The 20,171-nt window shown below is 46.7% G+C and carries 18 protein-coding genes; 2 read left to right on the forward strand and 16 right to left on the reverse strand.

All coding sequences use genetic code 11. The features are described from left to right. Positions 1–142 precede the first annotated feature (142 nt). Positions 143–2,455, forward strand: coding sequence for a helix-turn-helix domain-containing protein (locus tag ACQ5BJ_RS16575; RefSeq protein ID WP_430111563.1), 2,313 nt, complete (start codon positions 143–145; stop codon positions 2,453–2,455). A gap of 105 nt (positions 2,456–2,560) precedes the next feature. Here the strand turns inward: ACQ5BJ_RS16575 and ACQ5BJ_RS16580 are convergent, their stop codons facing one another. From ACQ5BJ_RS16580 to ACQ5BJ_RS16590, 3 genes are all read right to left on the reverse strand, one after another. Continuing rightward, positions 2,561–4,159, reverse strand: a complete 1,599-nt coding sequence (locus ACQ5BJ_RS16580; protein ID WP_005545795.1) for an extracellular solute-binding protein — start codon at positions 4,157–4,159, stop codon at positions 2,561–2,563. Between the two features lie 167 nt (positions 4,160–4,326). Then, the gene (locus ACQ5BJ_RS16585; RefSeq protein WP_005545794.1) at positions 4,327–5,241 is read right to left on the reverse strand and encodes a carbohydrate ABC transporter permease; all 915 of its coding nucleotides are present in this window, start codon (positions 5,239–5,241) and stop codon (positions 4,327–4,329) included. Positions 5,242–5,259: 18 nt separating this feature from the next. Continuing rightward, positions 5,260–6,216 carry an ABC transporter permease gene (locus tag ACQ5BJ_RS16590; protein ID WP_005545793.1) on the reverse strand — a complete coding sequence of 319 codons (957 nt, stop codon included), beginning with the start codon at positions 6,214–6,216 and terminating at the stop codon, positions 5,260–5,262. Between the two features lie 450 nt (positions 6,217–6,666). Between ACQ5BJ_RS16590 and ACQ5BJ_RS16595 the strand changes: the two genes are divergently transcribed. After that, the gene (locus ACQ5BJ_RS16595) at positions 6,667–7,347 is read left to right on the forward strand and encodes an alpha/beta fold hydrolase (protein WP_005545791.1); all 681 of its coding nucleotides are present in this window, start codon (positions 6,667–6,669) and stop codon (positions 7,345–7,347) included. A gap of 65 nt (positions 7,348–7,412) precedes the next feature. Here ACQ5BJ_RS16595 and ACQ5BJ_RS16600 read toward each other — a convergent pair whose 3' ends face one another. The 13 genes from ACQ5BJ_RS16600 to ACQ5BJ_RS16660 all read right to left on the reverse strand — a co-directional run bounded on the left by ACQ5BJ_RS16600 (position 7,413) and on the right by ACQ5BJ_RS16660 (position 20,152). Then, positions 7,413–8,459, reverse strand: coding sequence for an ABC transporter substrate-binding protein (locus ACQ5BJ_RS16600; RefSeq protein ID WP_005545790.1), 1,047 nt, complete (start codon positions 8,457–8,459; stop codon positions 7,413–7,415). A gap of 90 nt (positions 8,460–8,549) precedes the next feature. Further along, on the reverse strand, positions 8,550–9,368 hold the full coding sequence (locus ACQ5BJ_RS16605; RefSeq protein ID WP_005545789.1) for an ABC transporter permease: 819 nt from the start codon (positions 9,366–9,368) through the stop codon (positions 8,550–8,552). Further along, positions 9,365–10,216, reverse strand: coding sequence for an ABC transporter permease (locus tag ACQ5BJ_RS16610; RefSeq protein ID WP_005545788.1), 852 nt, complete (start codon positions 10,214–10,216; stop codon positions 9,365–9,367). Before ACQ5BJ_RS16610 ends, ACQ5BJ_RS16605 begins: the two co-directional genes overlap by 4 nt. Further along, the gene (locus tag ACQ5BJ_RS16615; protein WP_005545786.1) at positions 10,213–11,184 is read right to left on the reverse strand and encodes an ABC transporter ATP-binding protein; all 972 of its coding nucleotides are present in this window, start codon (positions 11,182–11,184) and stop codon (positions 10,213–10,215) included. Before ACQ5BJ_RS16615 ends, ACQ5BJ_RS16610 begins: the two co-directional genes overlap by 4 nt. A gap of 7 nt (positions 11,185–11,191) precedes the next feature. Continuing rightward, the gene (locus ACQ5BJ_RS16620; RefSeq protein ID WP_157266721.1) at positions 11,192–11,332 is read right to left on the reverse strand and encodes a hypothetical protein; all 141 of its coding nucleotides are present in this window, start codon (positions 11,330–11,332) and stop codon (positions 11,192–11,194) included. A gap of 434 nt (positions 11,333–11,766) precedes the next feature. Beyond that, positions 11,767–12,534 (reverse strand): SIMPL domain-containing protein, encoded by a 768-nt coding sequence (locus tag ACQ5BJ_RS16625; protein ID WP_005545784.1) that lies wholly within the window; start codon positions 12,532–12,534, stop codon positions 11,767–11,769. A 235-nt stretch (positions 12,535–12,769) separates the two neighbouring features. After that, positions 12,770–13,036 (reverse strand): HPr family phosphocarrier protein, encoded by a 267-nt coding sequence (locus tag ACQ5BJ_RS16630; RefSeq protein ID WP_005545782.1) that lies wholly within the window; start codon positions 13,034–13,036, stop codon positions 12,770–12,772. A gap of 119 nt (positions 13,037–13,155) precedes the next feature. Then, positions 13,156–14,088 carry a DNA-binding protein WhiA gene (whiA, locus tag ACQ5BJ_RS16635; RefSeq protein WP_430111569.1) on the reverse strand — a complete coding sequence of 311 codons (933 nt, stop codon included), beginning with the start codon at positions 14,086–14,088 and terminating at the stop codon, positions 13,156–13,158. Positions 14,089–14,094: 6 nt separating this feature from the next. Beyond that, positions 14,095–15,081 carry a gluconeogenesis factor YvcK family protein gene (locus tag ACQ5BJ_RS16640; protein WP_005545777.1) on the reverse strand — a complete coding sequence of 329 codons (987 nt, stop codon included), beginning with the start codon at positions 15,079–15,081 and terminating at the stop codon, positions 14,095–14,097. A gap of 12 nt (positions 15,082–15,093) precedes the next feature. Further along, positions 15,094–15,990 carry an RNase adapter RapZ gene (gene rapZ, locus ACQ5BJ_RS16645; RefSeq protein WP_163979413.1) on the reverse strand — a complete coding sequence of 299 codons (897 nt, stop codon included), beginning with the start codon at positions 15,988–15,990 and terminating at the stop codon, positions 15,094–15,096. A gap of 30 nt (positions 15,991–16,020) precedes the next feature. Further along, positions 16,021–16,971, reverse strand: a complete 951-nt coding sequence (locus ACQ5BJ_RS16650) for an ROK family glucokinase (RefSeq protein WP_005545773.1) — start codon at positions 16,969–16,971, stop codon at positions 16,021–16,023. Between the two features lie 364 nt (positions 16,972–17,335). Then, complete coding sequence (trxB, locus tag ACQ5BJ_RS16655; RefSeq protein WP_430111571.1) at positions 17,336–18,301, reverse strand: thioredoxin-disulfide reductase; 966 nt, start codon at positions 18,299–18,301, stop codon at positions 17,336–17,338. 39 nt (positions 18,302–18,340) lie between these two features. Then, positions 18,341–20,152 carry a tetratricopeptide repeat protein gene (locus ACQ5BJ_RS16660; RefSeq protein WP_005545769.1) on the reverse strand — a complete coding sequence of 604 codons (1,812 nt, stop codon included), beginning with the start codon at positions 20,150–20,152 and terminating at the stop codon, positions 18,341–18,343. Positions 20,153–20,171 lie beyond the last annotated feature (19 nt).

Raw genomic sequence — 20,171 nt, forward strand, 5'->3', positions numbered from 1 at the left:
TTTCTCGCTTTACAGACGAGTCGAAACGTATACAATGATTACAAATCATCAACATCTCTTCTCGAATAGATTGTCTTCTTAATTTTTGCAAGATTCACTTCATAGCAAGATTACATCAGGGACTACTAGGAGGTTTGTCAGGATGAGTTGGAACTATTTTCGGTCGAAGCTGCTATTACAGTACATATGGTCGTATATATTGATTTTTCTCATCCCATTAGTGGTTCTTACTATCTTCATCTATCAAAATGCCGTCAACAATCTGCGCTCCGAAATTGAGCAATCGAACGTGAATCAGCTTAATCAGGTGAAACTGAATATTGATTCTCGCATGACGGAACTCCGGGATATTGCTTCACGCATTGCCTATGACGAACAATTGACCCCATATATGATTCGGCATCCTTATTACAGCCGTGACGCGATATCCGCGCTCGGCAAATACAAAGCGAATAGCTCCATCTTGGAAGAACTATTCCTCTATTACCGCAATACTCAAGCCATCTACTCTCCGAAAGGAATGACCAATGTTAATGTGCTCTTTGAGCAATATTATTTGTTTGAGGACTGGAATAAAAAGGATATTATTCACGAACTAGAAACAGAACTTTATCCCATAGTTCGGCCTGCTGAATCGGTCAACTTAAATATGAATATTACAAAGTCCATGCTTGCGTATATGATTCCGATTACACCAAACAGCTCTTCTCCGCATGGAACGGTGCTCTTCCTAATGGAGGAATCCAAGCTTACTGGACTGATGGATACCATCTTGAACGGGTTCAAGGGCAACACGTACATTTTTGATGAAAAGGGACGTGTACTTACACAGAACAACCATGGTGAGCCTATTCCGAAAAATGAAATTCATTTGCTTTCAGCGCTCGGATCCGGCATCCACAGCTTAAAGCTGGATAACAGACAACAATCCGTTGTGTCCGTCAAATCCTCCATGAATGGATGGACCTATGTAACGGCTATGCCGAGCGAGCAATTTTTTGGACGCGTATTCCATATTCAGACGTTTTTCCTGCTCGCCTTTGCCGTCGTCGTGTTAGGTGGCATTTTGGCTGCTGTATTCCTTGCCCGCAAGCAATATCACCCGATCCACGATTTGATGGAATTTGCCATGCTTAAGGCGGAAGCAACAGAGGCGACATCCACACAGCATGTACAGAAGTCACGTAATGAGTTGGAATGGATCCGCAAAGCCTTACACGACTATAGCGCCCGCGTCGATATTCAGGAGCCATTTGCCCGTAACCAATTTCTGCTTATGCTGCTTAAGCACGGGAAGCTGGATAACCCTGAATCGGAACATATCATGGACGTACTCGGAATTGAGCTGACAGGCAGGCATTATTTCGTAATCGCCATCTCATGGGATGAATACCCTGGCGTAACTGATGCACTGCATCATCGCCAACACATTGCCGAGTTGCTTGAGGAAATCGAAATCCCTGATTACGGTACCCATGCGTATGGCATCGAACTGCCGCATTTTGATCAATTTGCACTCATTGTAACCATGAACGAAGATACGCAAATCACGGTCGGGCATCGAATGGAGCAAATTGTCGATGCACTGCGCATTATCGTAATGGAGAGCACCCATCTTATCCCCTCTATCGGCGTCGGTACAGCTTACGAAAATGCGGTGCTGCTGAATCAGTCTTATATTGAGGCGGCTTCTGCACTCGAATATCGAATGGCGAATGGGAAAGGCAGCATTACGTACTTCGACAAGCTCTCTCATACTCCGAGCGATACGTTCTGGATTGCGAAGGATTCCCTTCTGAAGCTCACGCAGAGCTTGAAGCAGGGCAACGACACCATCGCTATGCAAATGATTGAAGCCATATTCATCAAGCTGAAAGCAGAGCGCCTATCCATCTCTCTGCTGCGCTGCATTTGTTTTGATATTATGAATACGCTGTTGAAAACAGCATCCGAGCTCGGCCTAAATGAATTGATTCGCGATATTCCCGGCTTTACTTCATTCGAATCGCTAGAGGAGCTCGAAAAAAAGCTACAGCTATTGGCCGCACACATTTGCGAACAGGTCGAGCGCAATACAGAGTCCGAGCAGATTTCGTTAATGGATAATGCCATTGCCTTTATCGATCAACAGTATACCGATTACAGTTTAAGCCTTGAAGGAGTTGCACAGAAGTTCTCGATTTCGTCCTCCTATTTAAGCCGTGCCTTCAAGGAGAAGACCGGAAGCAACTTCTCCCAATATATATGGCAGCGGCGCATGGATGAGGTCATCCGTCAGTTGCTCACAACAAGCGATCCGCTGAAGGATATCATTGTTAGGGTTGGATATTTGGATACTCCGAACTTCATTCGCAAGTTCAAGAAGGAAACCGGCTATACACCTGGCCAATACCGGAAGCTTCACGCCTCAAGCGAGCAAGCGAAAGCTGCCGCTGATGCGGATGATGAATCCTAATAGATATCGCTAAGAAATAGAGCACCTGGGCAGATACACAAGCCCAAGGTGCTCTATTTTCATCCGATTAGCTATCTTGCATTTTCATACTGTATTTCAATACGCTTACTTCGCTGTATTCCATTGATCATAGGCTTTTTGATAAATCTCAACGATCTTATCAGCACCCATTTTCTTCAGGGTCTCTACGTATTTATCCCAGTTCGCCAGAGATTCTTGGCCTGTCACGAACTTCGCTTCCATTTGCTCTACATACTTATCGAGATCGGAGCGCATGCTGCTCACTTGCTGCTGATCTGCTTCAGACAAGTATACGCTTGGGAATGGAACCTTTGCGATTGGGATAATCTTCTCATCGGTTTCTTTCTTCAGCCACTTCTCGAAGTCGCCTTGGAAACCGCGACCCACTTCTTCACTAGCCAGCTTCGGAACAATCGTACCATAGTCCGGTGTCAGCTTTGCACGGTATTCCTCACGATCGCCGCCCCCTGGTACTGGCAGCCATTTTTTCGTATGATCGTCCTTGTTCACATATTCCCACAGTATGCCCTCTGGGCCAAAGCTAAGCAATTCTGATCCTTCTACCGAGTACAAGTAATCAATCCAACGGATTGTTGCTTCTGGATTCTTGTTCTTATTCGTAATGGCAAATGCGCCTGTAATCAAGCCAGGGTGCTTCGCAGCTACCGGCTCGGACATTTCGCTCTTTACTGGTGCATACATTGGATCTGTCATGCTAGGCTCTCCGCCCAATGTAAAGTAGGCATGGTAGTCAGAGAACAATCCGATTTGATTGTTTTTCCCTTTCGCCTTCTTCTGCTCATCCGTTTGCGAGAATGTTTCCTTATCCAGCAAGTCTTCGTTCCACAGCTTGTTCAAGAATGTCAGGTAGCCTTTGTAGCCTTCTTCCATTGGCGTGTAGTGTACTTTGTTCGCTTTGTCAGCATAGATAACCTCATTATAGATGCCCCAAGAGCCAAGCAGCCACATACGAATGTCGTTCAATTTTACCGAGGCCAATGGCACTTCATCCTGCTTGCCGTTGCCATTCGGATCTTCTTCCTTAACACGCTTCAAGTACGTGTACAGCTCATCAATTGTCGATGGTACCTTCTCAATGCCAAGCTTCTTCAGGAACTTGCCGTTATACCAGAGCGGACCACGATACCAGCCTGCATCCAAATCAATGTTCGGCAAGGAGTAGATATGTCCATCCGGTGTTGTAATCGACTTACGAATATCAGGGTGATCATTCAAAATCTTGGTCAAGTTAGGTGCATACTGTTCTAGGAGTCCTTCCAGCGGAATCAAGGCACCTTGTGCGCCATAGTTTACTTCATCCGCAGTCTTTAGCTGACCAGAGAAAAATACATCCGGGTATTCTCCACTTGCGAATACCAGGTTGCGTTTCGTATCGAAGCTGTCGAGCGGCGCATTCTGAAATTCGAATTTAACCCCTGTCTTCTCCTCCATCTTCTTGAAGAAGTCCATGTCCTTCCAGTTTTGAATGCCGACATCCTGGCCCATCATCGTCAAGGTAATTGACTCTTTAACAATTGGATAGCCTTCCTTGTTCAAGTTCTCTACATTGCCTTGGCCCGCCTCTGCCGCAGGCTTATCCGAAGATGAACCGCATCCTGCGAGCATTGTGAAGATCAAGCTCATAGACAACAGCAGCGCACATGTTTTTTTCCATTTCTGCATGGCGATGATCCTCCCTTTGATGATTCGTATAATGTCCTTCTTTATAATAAACAAAGGCGTTGGCACCTTCGATTATTACCGTTGAAGCATTCAACCCTGTAACAAGCCACATCCGACGTACTTACATGAATCTTATATAGAGGCATACAATCAATACTCAATAATAATCAGCCTTTGACAGAACCGATCATAACACCTTGCACGAAATACCGTTGCAAGAACGGATACACAACGATGACAGGCAAGGTCGATACGATAATGACAGAGTATTTCACCAGAGCTGCAATTTCTGCCTTGTTGTTCAGCGCAGCAGCTACTGAGCTGCTTACCGCTGCTCCTGTAGTCTCTGCCGACATCTCTTGGAGAACCAAAATTTGACGCAGGATCATTTGCAACGGATATTTCACTTCGTCATTCAAGTAAATCAAGGCCCCAAAGTAACTGTTCCAGTGTCCTACTCCATAAAAGAGCGCCATAACCGCAATAATTGGAGCCGACAACGGCAATATAATGCGCAGGAACAACCGCAAATTCGTGCAGCCATCGATGCTCGCCGCTTCTTGGAGCTCCTTAGGTATCGTAGATTGGAAGAACGTGCGTGCAACGATTATGTTCCATACAGACGCTGCACCCGGCAGGATTAAGGCCCACATGCTGTTGATAAGCCCCAGTTCCTTAATGAGGAGATAGCCAGGAACCAGACCACCGCCGAAAAACATCGTGAATAAGAACATCCCCATAAAGAAGCCGCGACCGATAAAGTCAGAACGACTCAATGCATATGCCGCCGGTAGCGTTACAAAAAGATTCACACAAGTCCCGACAACCGTATAAAGAATCGTATTTGCATAACCGTTCCAAATCTTTGAGTTCTCGAACACTCTGGCATACCCTTCGAATGTGATACCTTTAGGGAATAGCCACATTTCGCCTGATGCTACATACTTCGGATCACTGATCGACGCACTCAAGATATACAAAACTGGATAAAGCACCAGGATTAGCGCAATCGTCAAATAGATATAGTTGCATACGATGAATATTTTATCCGCTCTCGTTTCTTTCACTGCAGCAGCTGCCATGTGCTGTTCTCCTCCTTCCTACCACAAGCTGTTTTCACTCGTGCGACGTGCGATTTGGTTAACTACAATGAGCAAAATAGCGTTCACGATTGAGTTGAACAAGCCAATCGCTGTAGAGAAGCTATATTGCGCATCGACTAGACCAGATCGATACACGAAGGTGGAAATAACGTCGGACGCTTCTTTGTTGAGCGGGTTTTGCAAAAGCAAGATCTTTTCAAATCCGACACCAAGAATGCTGCCCATGTTCAAAATGAGCAAAATCGTAATTGTCGGCACAATTGCCGGAATGTTAATATGCAAAATACGCTGGAATCGACTTGCACCGTCCACGATGGCTGCTTCATGCAGCTGCGGATCAACGCCCGATAAGGCTGCCAAATAAATGATCGTACCCCAACCTGTGCCCTGCCAAACACCAGACAAGACATACATCGTCTTAAACCAGGCTGGATCGGTTAAGAATGCAGCCGGCTCAAACCCAAAGAATTTAATAATATGAATGATAATACCAGTTGAAGGAGACAGGAACGTAATAATAATACCTGCCATTACGACAACGGAAATGAAATGCGGCGCATAGGTTACGGTTTGAACCGTCCGCTTGAATACCCCATCCTTAATCTCATTGAAGGCAAGCGCCAATATAATCGGCAGCGGGAAGCCTACCGCCAGCTCATACAAGCTGATGCTCAGCGTATTCCAAAGCAAATCCCAGAAGTAATAAGAATTGAAGAAACGTTCGAAATGGTCAAATCCAACCCATGGGCTCCCCATAATCCCTTTCGCTGGGATAAAGTTTTTGAAAGCGATTTGAATTCCGTACATCGGGCCGTAATGGAAAATGAGGAAGTACAAAAATGCAGGAGCAATAAATAAATACAACTCCCAATTCTGAAGCATCTTCTTCCACGTCGGTTTCTTCTTATTTGGAACCACGTTCATTGAAAGGGCACTCTGTCCATTTCCTTGCATCGTGTCCACTCCCTCCTTTCAAATGATGGCATGATTGGCATCGCCGATGCTGCACATGATTTTGACATGTCGCGCATTAACGATGGACGAAGCCGTGCTAGCGCTTTCATGAGATAATTGTAGGCATCCTTTACCAATAACGTAAATATGTCGTTTCCGCATTGTCGTTACATATCCTTTACAACCGCGCCATTGTGCGGTTTTTTGAACTCATCGCCTAGCCCGCAGTCACTCCAGTTGCCGCAAAATTGGTTAAATTTGATGTTGCCGATCACACACCAAATCTTACACATTGTCAGGAAAAACATGCCGTAAAACACCTCTTACAACTCTGGTAGATGAAAATAATGACTGGTTGACCGAACCAACTATTGCTTAAAGTGAGGCGCTATTGTATGATAGTTCTATAATTATCGAACTTATATTTGTGATGAAAGGAGCAAGATTCAATTGTCTACCTATCTTCTTGTTCACGGAGCTTGGGATGGCGGTTTTGTATGGAAGGAGGTAGCTGCTTTCCTCCGGCAAGCTGGCCATGACGTATACACTCCCTCACTTACCGGGCTTGGGGAACGGACGCACTTGGCACGTCCCGAAATTGACTTAGATACATTCATTCAGGATATTGTAGGGGTCATTACCTACGAGCAACTGGAAGATGTCATTCTTGTCGGTCATAGCTTCTCTGGCATGGTCATCACAGGGACGGCCGAACAGGTTCCTGATCGAATCAAGCACCTTGTGTATGTAGATGCTATGGTGCCACGTCATGGTGAATCGGTATCAACGTTATCTGCCCCATTTCTGGACACCCCCTATAACGACACGCCAGATGACAATACACCGGAATTTATTGCACCGCGTGACCCATCAGATCCGCTAAAATCGCCAATGCCGACTCGTGCTTATATGCAGAAGATCTCTATTTCTAATGGGCATGCTGCACAAATCCCCCGTACTTACATAGAACCGCTGGACAATCCAGATAGCTGGCCGATGACCGCTTTCTTCCGTGCAATGGCATTACGGGCGCGAGAAGCTGGATGGCGTCATTTGAGCATCGAACAAGGAGGACATTGGCTCATGAAGACACAGCCTAAGCAATTGTCCAAGCTGCTAATAGACATATAAATGCAAAAAAGCCCCTGATCTACAACAGATCAGGGGCTTTCTCTTATCATTTTAGATATGCTTGATTATCTTCCGCTCTTCAATTCCGTCCACATGCGGTCATACAACTGCAGATGTTTACCGACATCGCCAAGCCACTCCGTACGAGTCAGCTCGTCGTCAGACAAATTGATCATTTTGTTATCCAAATACTCTTTGCTATGGAACTCTTTCGCCTTCGTCACAGGGTTGCTGTAGCCGATGGACTCATAGTTCTTTGCGCTGTTCTCTGGATCAAGCATGAAGTTGATGAATTTCTGTGCCAATTCCTTATTTTTAGAGCCCTTTGGAATTGCGTAGTTGTCCGAGAAGATCGTGCTTCCTGTCTTCGGAATCATGAATGCAACATCCGGATTTTCTCCATGAATGACAGAAGCGTCGCCAGACCATACTGTGCCAATCCAGCCTTCTTCCGCAATCATCTTCTGCTTGATGTTGTCTGTATCAAACGCAAGCACGTTCGGCACTAGCTTACGCAGATCATCAACAGCTGCGTTAATATCAGCTTCATTTTCAGAGCTGTTCGACTTGCCCGCCTTCTTCAGCGCCATTCCGATGATTTCACGGTTGTCATCCAGAAGGAGTACCTTTCCTTTGTACTCATCCTTCCACAAATCCGCCCAATCGGTTGGAGCTTGCTTCACATATTTTGTGTTATAGGCAATGCCTGTAACACCCCATGTATATACGATGGAATACTTGTTGCCGGGATCAAATTCAGGGTTTTTGAAACGATCCGTGACGTATTGGAAATTCGGAATTTGATTTAAATCAAGTGGCTCCAGCAAATCTTGCTTAATCATGCTAGCCACCATGTAGTCGGACGGTTGAATTAAATCATAATTCGCGCCGCCGGCTTTCAACTTCGCCAGCAGTTCCTCGTTGTTGGCAAAAATCGCATAGTTAACTTTTACGTTATTCTCCGATTCGAATTTCTTGATCATATCCATATCGAAGTTATCTGCCCAGCTATACAAATTCAATGTTTGCTCCGGCTTAGAAGAGCAACCTGCCAGCGCAGTAAGTGCCAACATCCCGGCCAATACGACCGCGAACCATTTCTTTTTGTTCAATTCTTGTAACCCCTCTCTGATCCTGCAAAAGATCCTTAGAATGTATTAATATGATTCAAATTCACATGCTTACATCTGATAAGCGGTGAATTAGAACGGCAGCATAGAGCTTTTCTTTTCTCCGTTGCCACGGTTCAGCAACCATTGTGCAAGTACGATTAGCACGACGCTAAATATAATCATCAACGTACATAAGGCGTTGATTTCTGGAGAAATTCCCCGTTTTACCAAGCCGTAAATGTAGATCGGCAAGGTCGTTGAGTTCGGCCCGGCAACAAAGAAACTGATCATAAAGTCGTCTATCGACAGTGTGAACGCCATGATTGCTCCGGCAAGCACGCCTGGCCATATCGAAGGTAGCGTAACATGGCGGAATGTCTGCCATGGTGTAGCACCAAGATCAGATGCTGCTTCTTCAAGTTGCTTGCCCATGTTGGCAAGTCTGGAAGCAACAATGACATATACGTACGAAATACTGAACGTTATATGTGCAATGATAACCGTCATTTTGCCCAGCTCAATTTTAAACTGGCTGAATAATACCAATAGGGACAAGCCCATAATGATATCCGGCACAATGATTGGCAAGTATAATAGGCCTATTACCCCTTGCTTACGTCGGGAAGCCATACGGCGAAGTGCTATCGCCGCCAACGTGCCAAGTACGGTTGATATGACGGTAGATATCAATGCGATCGACAAGCTGTTGCTCAGCGCCTCCATTACTTGCCGATTATCGAACAAAGAGCTGTACCATTTGAACGTGAATCCGCTCCAATTCGAATTAATGCGCGAATTGTTGAACGAGTACGCAATAATCAAAAATACTGGGACATAAATAAACAGAATTAACAGTATCGAATGGAGCGCAAGCAGCGGATGCTGCTTCTTTTTGCTTGCCACCTTCATGCCCCCGCCTCCTTCGATGCTTCATATTTGGAGCGGAGTGCCCGGTTGAACAGACCGATGATGATCAATGAACTGATCACGAACACGACTGACAGCGCGGAACCGAATGGCCAGTCACGCGCACCTAGGAACTGATTCTGTATAATATTACTGAGCATTTGCGCCTTAGCGCCGCCCAGAATGTCTGTTACCACGAACATACCCGCCGTTGTTACGAAGACAAGCACGCTGCCTGTCATCATGCCAGACTTCGTCTGAGGCAACGTAATATGCAAGAACGATTTCCACTTAGTAGCACCCAAGTCGCTGGATGCTTCAAGCAATCTTTTATCCATTTGCTCCAATGATACATAAATCGGAAGCACCATATACGGAATGAACGTATAAACCATTCCAAGGAGCACTGCACCCTTGGTATAAAGCATTTGCAGAGGCTCCGCTATCCAGCCCAAATCAAGAAGCGTTTGGTTGACGATCCCTTGCGTACGAAGCAATAGCACCCACGCATACGTCCGAATAAGGAAGTTAATCCAGAACGGAACTGTAATGAGAATGAGTAGCAACTTCTGCTTTGCCGGGCTCGTCGTCGAAATATAATACGCAAGCGGATAGCTGAACAACAAGCAGATTATTGTTGTTAATACCGATAGCCACAGTGTATCCCAATAAATTCCCAAGTATAAGGGATCGAAAAATCGTTCATAATTGTTCAGCGTAAACGAAAAGACGATATTGCCGAGCTCGTCCCGCTGCATAAAGGACACAGCAATAACTGCAATCATCGGCACGACAAGAAATATCGTCAGCCACAATACGACCGGCGCAATGATGCCAAATGAGCGTTTCATGAGCCGATCATCACCTCATCCTGCTTATTCCAACTTACTCCGATGTGTTGGCCAATTTCCCACGTTCGCTCGTCCTTGAAGTCAAGCACAACCGATACGTTCGTTTGGTCATTATCCAAGTGAACGATCAGCTTGTGGATATTCCCCAAATAAACGATATCCTGAATAATTCCGGTACGCGGTGCACCTTCCACTTCTGCTGTCACATGAATCTTTTCTGGACGAACGGTAAAGAGGTTCTCTTCATGGAACACGTTGTTCTCTCCAACAAACGTAGCTGCAAACAACGTCTCCGGGCGTTCGTAAATATTTTTAGGAGAGTCGATCTGTTCGACACGTCCATTATTCATAATCACGATCCGATCCGACATCATCATCGCTTCTTCTTGGTCATGGGTTACATATACGAATGTAATTCCCAAGCTCCGCTGCAACTGTTTCAGTTCAGCCTGCAAGTTTTTGCGAAGCTGCAAATCAAGCGCGCCAAGCGGCTCGTCCAATAGAAGCACCTTCGGCTTGTTAGCAATAGCACGAGCAATCGCAACACGCTGCTGCTGTCCACCGGACAATTGATGCGGATAACGCTTCGCAAGCGCTGTAAGCTGCGTCAATCGAATTGCTTCTGCAATGCGCTCACGCTGCTCTGCCTGCGGAATTTTCTTCATTTTCAGGCCGAATTGAATGTTCTGCTCGACCGTCATATGAGGGAACAAGGCATAATGTTGAAATACAAGATTCAAATTCCGCTTGTTCGGAGGTAAGTTCGTAACATCTTCTCCATCTAGGCGGATATGGCCAGATGAAGGCTGTTCAAAGCCAGCTATCATGCGTAAAATGGTTGTCTTCCCACAACCACTCGGACCGAGCAGCGTCAAAAATTCCCCTTCGCCAATCGTAAGCGACAGAGGATGCACAACGGGTTGCCCGGCAAAATGTTTCTCCACATTTACCAGTTCAATCATTAGCATCAACCCCTTACATCGTCAGTCTGCCAATTGAGGTGGCTGTTCCTGCATGCAGCATGCCCGTCGTAATGGCAGCTGGCACGCTCTGCAGCACCACCCCAAAAGGGATGAACAAGAATGCGCGCAGTGTATAGGATACGTTCTTATTCATTAAGCAAAAAAAGCCATATCCATTGGTATGGCTTCTACGTCCCGTTCACGTTGGCGTTTTTGCATATCCAATATACATCGTTTTGTCTGACGATACAACTTATTTTAACGTAATTTCGACAAAAACATACATTTCGTTTCAACGGTTCGCCTTACTTCCACCACGGATCAGGCCATTAGGCACTTATTTGAAATATATTAATAGAAGAATACATCAGTATTCATTTCCCCTGTTACATTCTAGGGCTTTGTTCCTTAAAATACAACCCCTAATCCAACATCATCGTCACACAAAAAGGCACTATGCCATTTCTGACACAAGTGCCCCTTGGTACAACGCCATTTATTCTGATTTACTCGCCTTCTCTTTGGAAAATATGCATGGATTTAACAATAGGAGACTACACTCATAAAAGGAACATTTATACTAGATGCTTATTTCAATTGATACTGAATTTGTACCTGAGCATTCAGCTTAATAAGTCCACCCTGCAAATCTGTTGTTGCTGTATCCTTCTTCATTTCAGCTGCATTGGAAGTATCGTACATGACACGTACAGGGGACCAGTCTGCACCGGACTCCGCAATCGTAAGTGCTGCCCCTACTTCACGACCGGCAGCCTTCGCCAATGCAGACGCCTTCTTTGCTGCATGCTGTACTGCCTTCTCCAATACTTGTGCCTCATAGTCGGCACGCTTTTCGGTGTCGAATTGGATACGAGCAACTCGATTCACACCTGCATCAGTCGCGGCATCAACTAAGCTTCCTAATCGACTCAAGTCCCGGTATGTGACACGAACAGCATGCTGCGCTTGATAGCCAACAATTTGAGGCTCCTTGTTTTCTTCGTATTTATACTCTGGATTGACCGAAAAGTTTACCGTCTTCAAATCCTTCTCCTGAATGCCGTATTTTTTGGTGAGCACCTGCTTCACCTTATCATATAATGCCGCATTTTGTTTTTGTGCTTCTGCCGCTGTTTTTCCCCGTGTATCTACCGCGAGTTCTGCATAAGCCACATCAGGAGTAACTTCCAACTCGCCAACACCTGACACACTCACTGTATCCTTAATACTGAATTCGGCTGCCGCTGCCTTCACCGGTACAGGAGCTGCAACACCTGTACCTACAAGCAGCGCTCCTGTCAGCATTACTGCCATTGCCATTCTCCGCCATGCCGTTCTTCCTGCCAATTGCGTCATAACCATTCCTCCATCGCGTTATAGAATGTAAGATTGACTTGCTTCTTGCCTTCTAAACGTTGCCAAGGTAAATATTGTTGCAAATCAGCATGGAACTTTGGAATGATATTTTTCAATATATATGATAACCGCTCAATCTTTCACAATAAAAAAAGAGCCTGAACGGCTCTTCTCTTGGTATCAGTCACAGCTCCGCTGCTTCCACAATGGAATGGACAATTCATCAGCTATTGATTTAGCTGTCCAATTCTTCTTTGCTTACAAGCCCGACTAAAGCGCTTACAGCCTGATCGGCGTCCGCGCCATCCGCAGTAATGGTAATCGACGTGCCGGTGCTGATTGCGAGACTCATAATACCCATGATGCTCTTAGCATTAACTTTCTTATCTTCTTTTTCAACGAAGATATCCGAAGAATATTTATTCGCTTCTTGAACGAACAAGGCTGCAGGTCTTGCGTGCAGTCCAGTCTTCAAACGTACGACAATTGGTTGTTGAGCCATGCGAATCATACCCCCTATATTCCATGTAGTTTACATTACTCAAATTTACGCTAATTTGCTCTATTTCATCACATATTAGCATTATAAACGATTTCAAGCGAGGAATAAAGTTTATCTCGCTATCCGTTGCGCAATCGTTCAGCCATCTCATCTATCTTGCGCAGTCGATGATTGACACCAGATTTACTTACTTTACCACTCAGAAGCTCGCCTACTTCCTTCAGGTTAATATCCGGGTGTGCCAATCTGACCTCCGCTACTTCCCTTAGCTTATCCGGTAGCTTCTCTAATCCAAGATGCCTCTCCAGAAAACGAATATTCTCGATTTGACGAACGGCTGCACCAATCGTCTTATTCAGGTTAGCCGTTTCGCAATTGACGATCCGATTCACTGAGTTGCGCATATCCCGCATAATACGGACATCCTCAAACTTGAACAGTGCTTGGTGGGCACCAATGATATTGAGGAATTCGATGATTTTCTCGCCCTCTTTAATGTACAGGACAAAGCCTTTTTTACGTTCAATGAATCGGGCATTCAGCTGGAACTCATTCGCTAATTCAACCAATGCGCGGCAATGCTCCTCGTACATCGAGGATATTTCCAAGTGATATGATGATCCCTCTGGATTATTCACCGATCCACCTGCCATGAACGCCCCACGCAAATACGCACGTTTGCAGCAGTTATTTTCAACGATTTGCTCATTTATGCCGTCCGTGAATAAAAAACCTTCCGATACAATGTGCAAATCACGTAAAATCTCCTGCACACGCGTCGGAATGCGTACAATGTACACGTTGTTCTTTTTCAGGCGCATCTTTTTGCGGACAAGCAGCTCTGTATGAACTTGAAAATACGTTTTGACAAGTGTATAAATGCGGCGGGCGATCGCAGCATTCTCTGTAGAAATGTCCAATATTACCTTGCGGTTGGACGAGAGCTGCACAGAACCGTTCATGCGCATTAATGCAGACAGTTCCGCCTTCTCACAGCACGACTCGGATTCGATCATCGTTAATTCTTTTTTTGTCTGTGCTGCAAAAGACATTGCGGCTCACCTCTTTCGTATCATCCAATTTTCCACAAGCTGATAAATATGATGACTAAGCTTATCTGCGTCATGTCGCAGATAGGTGCGGAACAGCACTAAAGAATCTGCAATTACTTGATAGCCGCGCTTCGTCACTTCTTCCATATCTAAATGTACGGCCTTCGCGCCCTGCTCGGCATATTTATCCTGAACTTGCGGCGGGATTTCACCGTTATTCACGATCACATAATCGAACAGCTGACTGCCGACATGCAACTGTACAGCCTCTAAATGATCACCGACCGAATAATTATCCGTTTCTCCCGGTTGGGTCATCACATTACATACAAATATTTTCACCGCATTAGATTCTAACACTGCCTGGGCCAGCTTTGGTACGAGCAGTGTTGGGATAATGCTGGTATAAAGACTGCCTGGGCCAATCAAAATTGCATCCGCCTGACGGAGTGCCTCCACGGCCTCAGGCAACGCATCCACCTGTTCCGGTTCTAAAAAAACACGTTTAATACGCTGCCCCGCTTGAGGAATGGAAGATTCACCGGATACAATCGACCCATCTTCCATCTCTGCCTTAAGGACAACTGCCTGATTCGCTGCTGGCAGCACGCGGCCTCGAACCGCAAGTACGCGGCTTAATTCCCGTATACCCGCCACAAAGTCGCCGGTAATGTCAGTCATTGCTGCTAGGATCAAGTTACCCAAACTATGTCCTGCCAATCCAGACCCATTCTTGAAGCGGTATTTCAACATCTCTGACAGCGAGGGCTCCACATCTGCCAACGCTGTCAGCACACTGCGTATATCTCCTGGCGGGGGCATTTGCAGCTCGCTGCGCAATATGCCGGAGCTGCCTCCATCATCCGCCACGGTAACGATTGCGGTAATATCGAGCGGCTTTTCCTTCAACCCACGCAGCATGACCGACAGCCCTGTGCCGCCGCCCATAACCACAATACGCGGGTGAACTCGCTCTTCATCTTTACATGTCATAACGCCCCTCCACTAATGCCGATCTCTCTCAGCATCACGGTGACTGACACGAACAACCTCCGTGTCACTCGCACCAATTGTACGACCTAAATATTCTGCAATAGCCACTGATCGGTGCTTGCCGCCTGTGCATCCGATGCCGATGATGACCTGACCTTTCCCTTCCTTGCGATACTGCGGCATGAGAAAGTTCAGCAAATCAAGCAATTTAGTAAGGAAGGCCTGTGTTTCAGGCCATTTCATGACATAATCGTATACTTCAATATCCTGTCCAGTTCTCGGGCGGAGTTGCTCCACATAATGCGGATTTGGCAAAAAGCGTACGTCAAAAATAAGATCCGCGTCAATTGGCACGCCATATTTAAAGCCGAACGATGTCACATTCACCGACATCACGTTCTGATCGGCGTGCGTGAATCTAGCCGCAATTCGTTCCTTCAGCTGCACGGGCTTCAAATTGCTCGTATCAATGACTTGTGTCGCCCAACCCTTCAAATCTTCCAGCAGAGTGCGTTCCTGCTTAATTCCCTCAAGCGGCATGCCGCCTGGATTGAGAGGATGACGACGACGGCTCTCCTTATAACGGCGAACGAGAACAGAATCCGTTGCATCCAAGAACAATATTTCACAATGGATGGTAAAGTGATCACGAATATAATTAATCGATTCCGATAAAGCCGTGAAAAATTCCCTTCCGCGCAAATCAATGACAAGGGCTACCTTGCCGATTTTGCCCTTGGACTGCTCGATGAGTTCAGCAAACTTCGGTATAAGTACTGGTGGCAAATTATCCACGCAGAAAAATCCGAGATCCTCCAAGCTTTGAACCGCAATTGTCTTCCCAGCACCAGACATTCCCGTAATGATAACCAGCTTTGCTAAAGCTGTCATCTCTGATGATTCCATCATCGTTCGTCCTCTCCTCCTTACAAGATTCGGCTACGAACGCAAGAACAAGCCTGCCGCACCGATCATACCGGCATCATTGCCTAGCTCTGCTGGCACGATGGATACGCCGCGCGTAACCGGGTCAGGTGTTAATTTCATGAATGTTTCACGAATCTGCTCAAACAGGAATTCCCCTGCCTTCGATACGCCTCCACCAATTATGAAACGCTCTGGATTCAGCGTCACTGCTACAGCAGCCATTGCTTTACCTAAGTAATAAGCTGCACGGGATACGATGCGAACTGCGACCTCGTCCCCTGCCTTCGCAGCGTCAAATACATCCTTTGCTGTGATACTCTCTACAAGGGATAAGGAAGTACGATCCCCACGTTCAACTGCATCATTGGCCATACGAATGATACCAGTAGCAGAAGATACTGTTTCCAAGCAGCCCATCTTGCCGCAGCCGCATTGGATAGCCTCCAGATCCGGGATAACCGCCATATGGCCAAGCTCTCCTGCAAGACCTGAGAATCCTTGTACAATTCTTCCATTAATAATAATGCCTCCGCCGACACCCGTTCCTAGCGTGTAGCAAACACAGTGGTCAATACCCTTGCCTGCGCCGCTCCACACCTCGCCAAGTGCGGCAACATTTGCATCATTGTCAATTTTAACTGGCTTGCCTAGACGTTCTTCCAATATGGAACGGATCGGCACATCCTTGAATCCTACGTTGGGCGCCAAAATAATAATGCCTTCCTTTACATTCGTAAATCCTGCGACTCCCGCGCCAACACCAGCCACTTGGCTCCAATCGTAAGGAGATTGTTCCACGATGAGACGAACATATTTTTCGATATTATCCATGACAGTATCCGGACCCTTAGCTACTTCAGTTGGACCCTCAAATGTATGCAAAAGCTTGCCTTCTGCATCACAGATTCCAACTTTAATGGCCGTACCGCCCAAATCGACACCCACGTAGATCTGCTCAGACATGCGTCATCCACCTTTTATATACGTAATCGAATTATGGTACTTTCAGTACCCACTATACGCGAACCCACTAGTCAGGTCAAGAGAACGGAACCTCTAGTAAAACGTTGTCAGGCCGCGCCAGAAGTGCTTACCACTCCTTCTGACAACCCAATTGATCCATACGATCCAATGCTCGCCCGCAGGCTCGTTTCTCCTCTGTTCCGCATAAATATCTGCCCGATTATTCGAAAGAAAAGAGGGAGCCCGCAGGCTCCCAACTTTCCGAAAAGTGAGTACACTTCCAGCTATATCTCCAACAGCACTACACCTTCATTTTCCAGTGTTTTATTCCTATCGAAGACGTGCTTAACTGGAGGTCAGCACATTATTTATTCAAAGACTGGCTCCAGTCCTGTGTAATATGGCCTTCGAGGAATTTCTCACAGTCCAAAGCGGCTTGGCAGCCAGAGCCTGCTGCTGTAATTGCCTGACGGTACTTCGTATCATGCACGTCGCCAGCGGCAAATACACCTGGAACGCTCGTTTCCGTTGAACCTGGCTTCACGATGACATAACCTTGCTCATCCAAGTCGATGTGACCCTTCAGGAAATCCGTATTTGGCTTATGACCGATGGCTACGAACAAGCCGTCCGTCTCCAAAACTTCTTCTTCGCCTGTTTCGTTATTCTTCACCTTCAAGCCCATTACACCCATACCTGTGGAAATGACCTCGATTGGAGTACGGTTCAATCCCCATTTGATCTTCTCGTTGTTCTTCGCGCGATCTTGCATAATCTTCGAAGCGCGAAGCTCATCACGACGGTGAACCAATGTAAGCTCGGATGCGAAGCGAGTTAAGAAGTTCGCTTCCTCCATTGCGGAGTCTCCGCCCCCGACAACGATAATTTTCTTCCCTCGGAAGAAGAATCCGTCGCAAGTCGCACATGCGCTAACCCCTTTGCCCAAGTTTTCTTGTTCACCTGGGATGTTCAGGTATTTTGCGGATGCGCCAGTTGCGACAATCAACGTTTCCGTAACAATTTCGCCTACGCCTTCCACTTGAAGCTTGAAGGGACGGCTAGATACATCAACGCTGTTTACCCAACCTGTCTTGAACTCTGTGCCGAAGCGCTCAGCCTGCTTGCGCATATTGTCCATCAATTCAGGGCCCTGAATGCCTTCAGGAAATCCAGGGAAGTTCTCAACTTCTGTAGTTGTCGTTAACTGCCCGCCTGGTTGAGGTCCCTCGATCACAAGCGGATTCATGTTGGCACGCGCCAAGTAAATAGCTGCTGTATATCCTGCTGGTCCTGTACCGATAACAACTGATTTATATACTTTGTTCTCCATGGGGTTGGCCTCCCTTATGATCAAGTTTTGACTTTATCTTCATGTAAAGGATTGCTTGATTTTAGCTTCTACCTGACATGTGTCTTCCATTCGTTTCACATGCTTGGCAACCGTAGCTGCTGATACGCCATATTGCTCTGCTGCAACCTGATAGGATATCTCTCGACGCAGCATTTTCGCAATGATGAATTCAATTGCCGCTGCCCAGCTTGCCGCCTTGCCAATACGAGGTACTTCATCGGGATATAGACGCGTAATAAACTCCACCCAGAGCGTCTCTGCATCATGCATATGGAACAGATCATAACGCTCCCTCATGGACTCGCGCAATATATCAAGCACCTGCTGCCACTGCGCTTCCCACACCGGCAGACGATTCGCAATATGATTGTGGTGAACTTGGATGTGCTCACCCTTCCACTCTACTTCAATGGGCCCTTCCACTCCGTGCATACGGAGAACATAGACTGCCACCTGCTTCAAATAGGCATCCTGTTCAGGATCCAACAGCATAGAGCACAGCGCATCATTTGCCTCATCGTCACCAAGCATACTCATTGCCTGCAGCGCTTGAAGCTTCACATCTGGTTCGCCAAACCGCAGCGCCCAAAACAAGGAAGCACGTACTAGCGGATCTTTCTTCAACTGCTGCTCCCAATTCCCACCACTCTTTGATCTTCCAGAGCGCCCGCTATCCTGGGATGCAGCCTTAGCAGCAGCCCTACGGCTTGCCTCCTCATAAGGCAAACGATAATGGTAGGTTGGCATAGGATCAATGTCGCCTTGATCACGCTGCTGCAATCGCTCCATATAGTAAGTTGCGATGCCTGATTCAGGATCGAGTCTGCGGCATACTGCCCACCAGCGCGACGCTTCCTCATATCGACCTAAACGGCAAGCCGCTACGGCCGCATAATGATAAATGCTTGCTTCTCGCAGCATATTGCCCGCTACTAAACGCCGCAAATGCCGATAGGCAAGTTCATGTTCATCCAGCATCCCCATCGTGGTCGCAATCTTGAACAGATGCTCCCGATAGAAGGGCTGAACCTTGCTAATCATCGCAATCAGCTGTTGGACTACAGCTTCATTGCCTGCGTGGCGTTCGAATATCGCGAGGTTACACAGAGCGTGCAAATTCCCCTGATCTCTCTCAAGCACGGCATCAAGCGCCTTCCGAGCTTCATCGAACTGCCCCATATAATAATAAACTAACGCTAGGTTGTTCCGTGCTGCCAAATAATCTGGATCTGACTCTACAACCTGCTTCAACAATTTCTCTGCCTCGACGAATCGACCCGCCTCCAGAAGCAAGCGTGCTTCTGCATGGTTATCCTCTGCCTGCTCGGAGACTCCCATCTCTTCGTCGCTCAGCGCTGACGGCAGCTTCGCTGCTGACGATTCTGCCCTCACATTCTGCCCACCTCGGTGCTGTGATGAGGATTGCTTATTGGCCTCGAAACGGATCATTTCGAGCATTTCTTCCGCTTCCTCCGCATACATCCCCGTAAGATCTCGGGACAAATACGTTTCCAGCATCGCCTCCGACTGTTCGAACTGTTCCATATATGCAAAGTTATTCGCCATATAGTAGTAGCATTCGTTCATGTTCGGATCGAGTTTATGCAAGATGTGGTGCAATGTATCGTTTGACTCTTCGAACTGGCCCGCTTCTGCAAGAGTTCCTGCTAAGTTGCAATGCAAAATAGGGTTGTCCGGTTCGAATTCCACCGCCTTACGAAAATATGTCAACGCCTTGTCGTAGTGCAGCCGTTCCAACGATTGTACTGCACGTTCAGAGAACGCAGCAGCGTCCATTGGGAACATAACCACCTTATTCTGTTCTGCCATCGCCAAGGCCCCTCCTGAC

Source organism: Paenibacillus sp. B1-35, from assembly GCF_050474385.1.
Classification (GTDB): domain Bacteria; phylum Bacillota; class Bacilli; order Paenibacillales; family Paenibacillaceae; genus Paenibacillus_B; species Paenibacillus_B alvei.

Excerpts from the sequence above, each read along its gene's own strand:
- ACQ5BJ_RS16650 (WP_005545773.1), bottom strand. The coding sequence starts at position 16,971 with ATGTCTGAGCAGATCTACGTGGGTGTCGATTTGGGCGGTACGGCCATT.
- ACQ5BJ_RS16585 (WP_005545794.1), bottom strand. The coding sequence starts at position 5,241 with ATGGCAGCTGCTGCAGTGAAAGAAACGAGAGCGGATAAAATATTCATC.
- ACQ5BJ_RS16610 (WP_005545788.1), bottom strand. The coding sequence starts at position 10,216 with ATGAAACGCTCATTTGGCATCATTGCGCCGGTCGTATTGTGGCTGACG.
- ACQ5BJ_RS16640 (WP_005545777.1), bottom strand. The coding sequence starts at position 15,081 with ATGACATGTAAAGATGAAGAGCGAGTTCACCCGCGTATTGTGGTTATG.
- ACQ5BJ_RS16620 (WP_157266721.1), bottom strand. The coding sequence starts at position 11,332 with ATGAATAAGAACGTATCCTATACACTGCGCGCATTCTTGTTCATCCCT.
- ACQ5BJ_RS16630 (WP_005545782.1), bottom strand. The coding sequence starts at position 13,036 with ATGGCTCAACAACCAATTGTCGTACGTTTGAAGACTGGACTGCACGCA.
- rapZ (WP_163979413.1), bottom strand. The coding sequence starts at position 15,990 with ATGATGGAATCATCAGAGATGACAGCTTTAGCAAAGCTGGTTATCATT.
- ACQ5BJ_RS16575 (WP_430111563.1), top strand. The coding sequence starts at position 143 with ATGAGTTGGAACTATTTTCGGTCGAAGCTGCTATTACAGTACATATGG.
- trxB (WP_430111571.1), bottom strand. The coding sequence starts at position 18,301 with ATGGAGAACAAAGTATATAAATCAGTTGTTATCGGTACAGGACCAGCA.
- ACQ5BJ_RS16615 (WP_005545786.1), bottom strand. The coding sequence starts at position 11,184 with ATGCTAATGATTGAACTGGTAAATGTGGAGAAACATTTTGCCGGGCAA.
- ACQ5BJ_RS16660 (WP_005545769.1), bottom strand. The coding sequence starts at position 20,152 with ATGGCAGAACAGAATAAGGTGGTTATGTTCCCAATGGACGCTGCTGCG.
- ACQ5BJ_RS16580 (WP_005545795.1), bottom strand. The coding sequence starts at position 4,159 with ATGCAGAAATGGAAAAAAACATGTGCGCTGCTGTTGTCTATGAGCTTG.
- ACQ5BJ_RS16625 (WP_005545784.1), bottom strand. The coding sequence starts at position 12,534 with ATGACGCAATTGGCAGGAAGAACGGCATGGCGGAGAATGGCAATGGCA.
- whiA (WP_430111569.1), bottom strand. The coding sequence starts at position 14,088 with ATGTCTTTTGCAGCACAGACAAAAAAAGAATTAACGATGATCGAATCC.
- ACQ5BJ_RS16590 (WP_005545793.1), bottom strand. The coding sequence starts at position 6,216 with ATGCAAGGAAATGGACAGAGTGCCCTTTCAATGAACGTGGTTCCAAAT.
- ACQ5BJ_RS16605 (WP_005545789.1), bottom strand. The coding sequence starts at position 9,368 with ATGAAGGTGGCAAGCAAAAAGAAGCAGCATCCGCTGCTTGCGCTCCAT.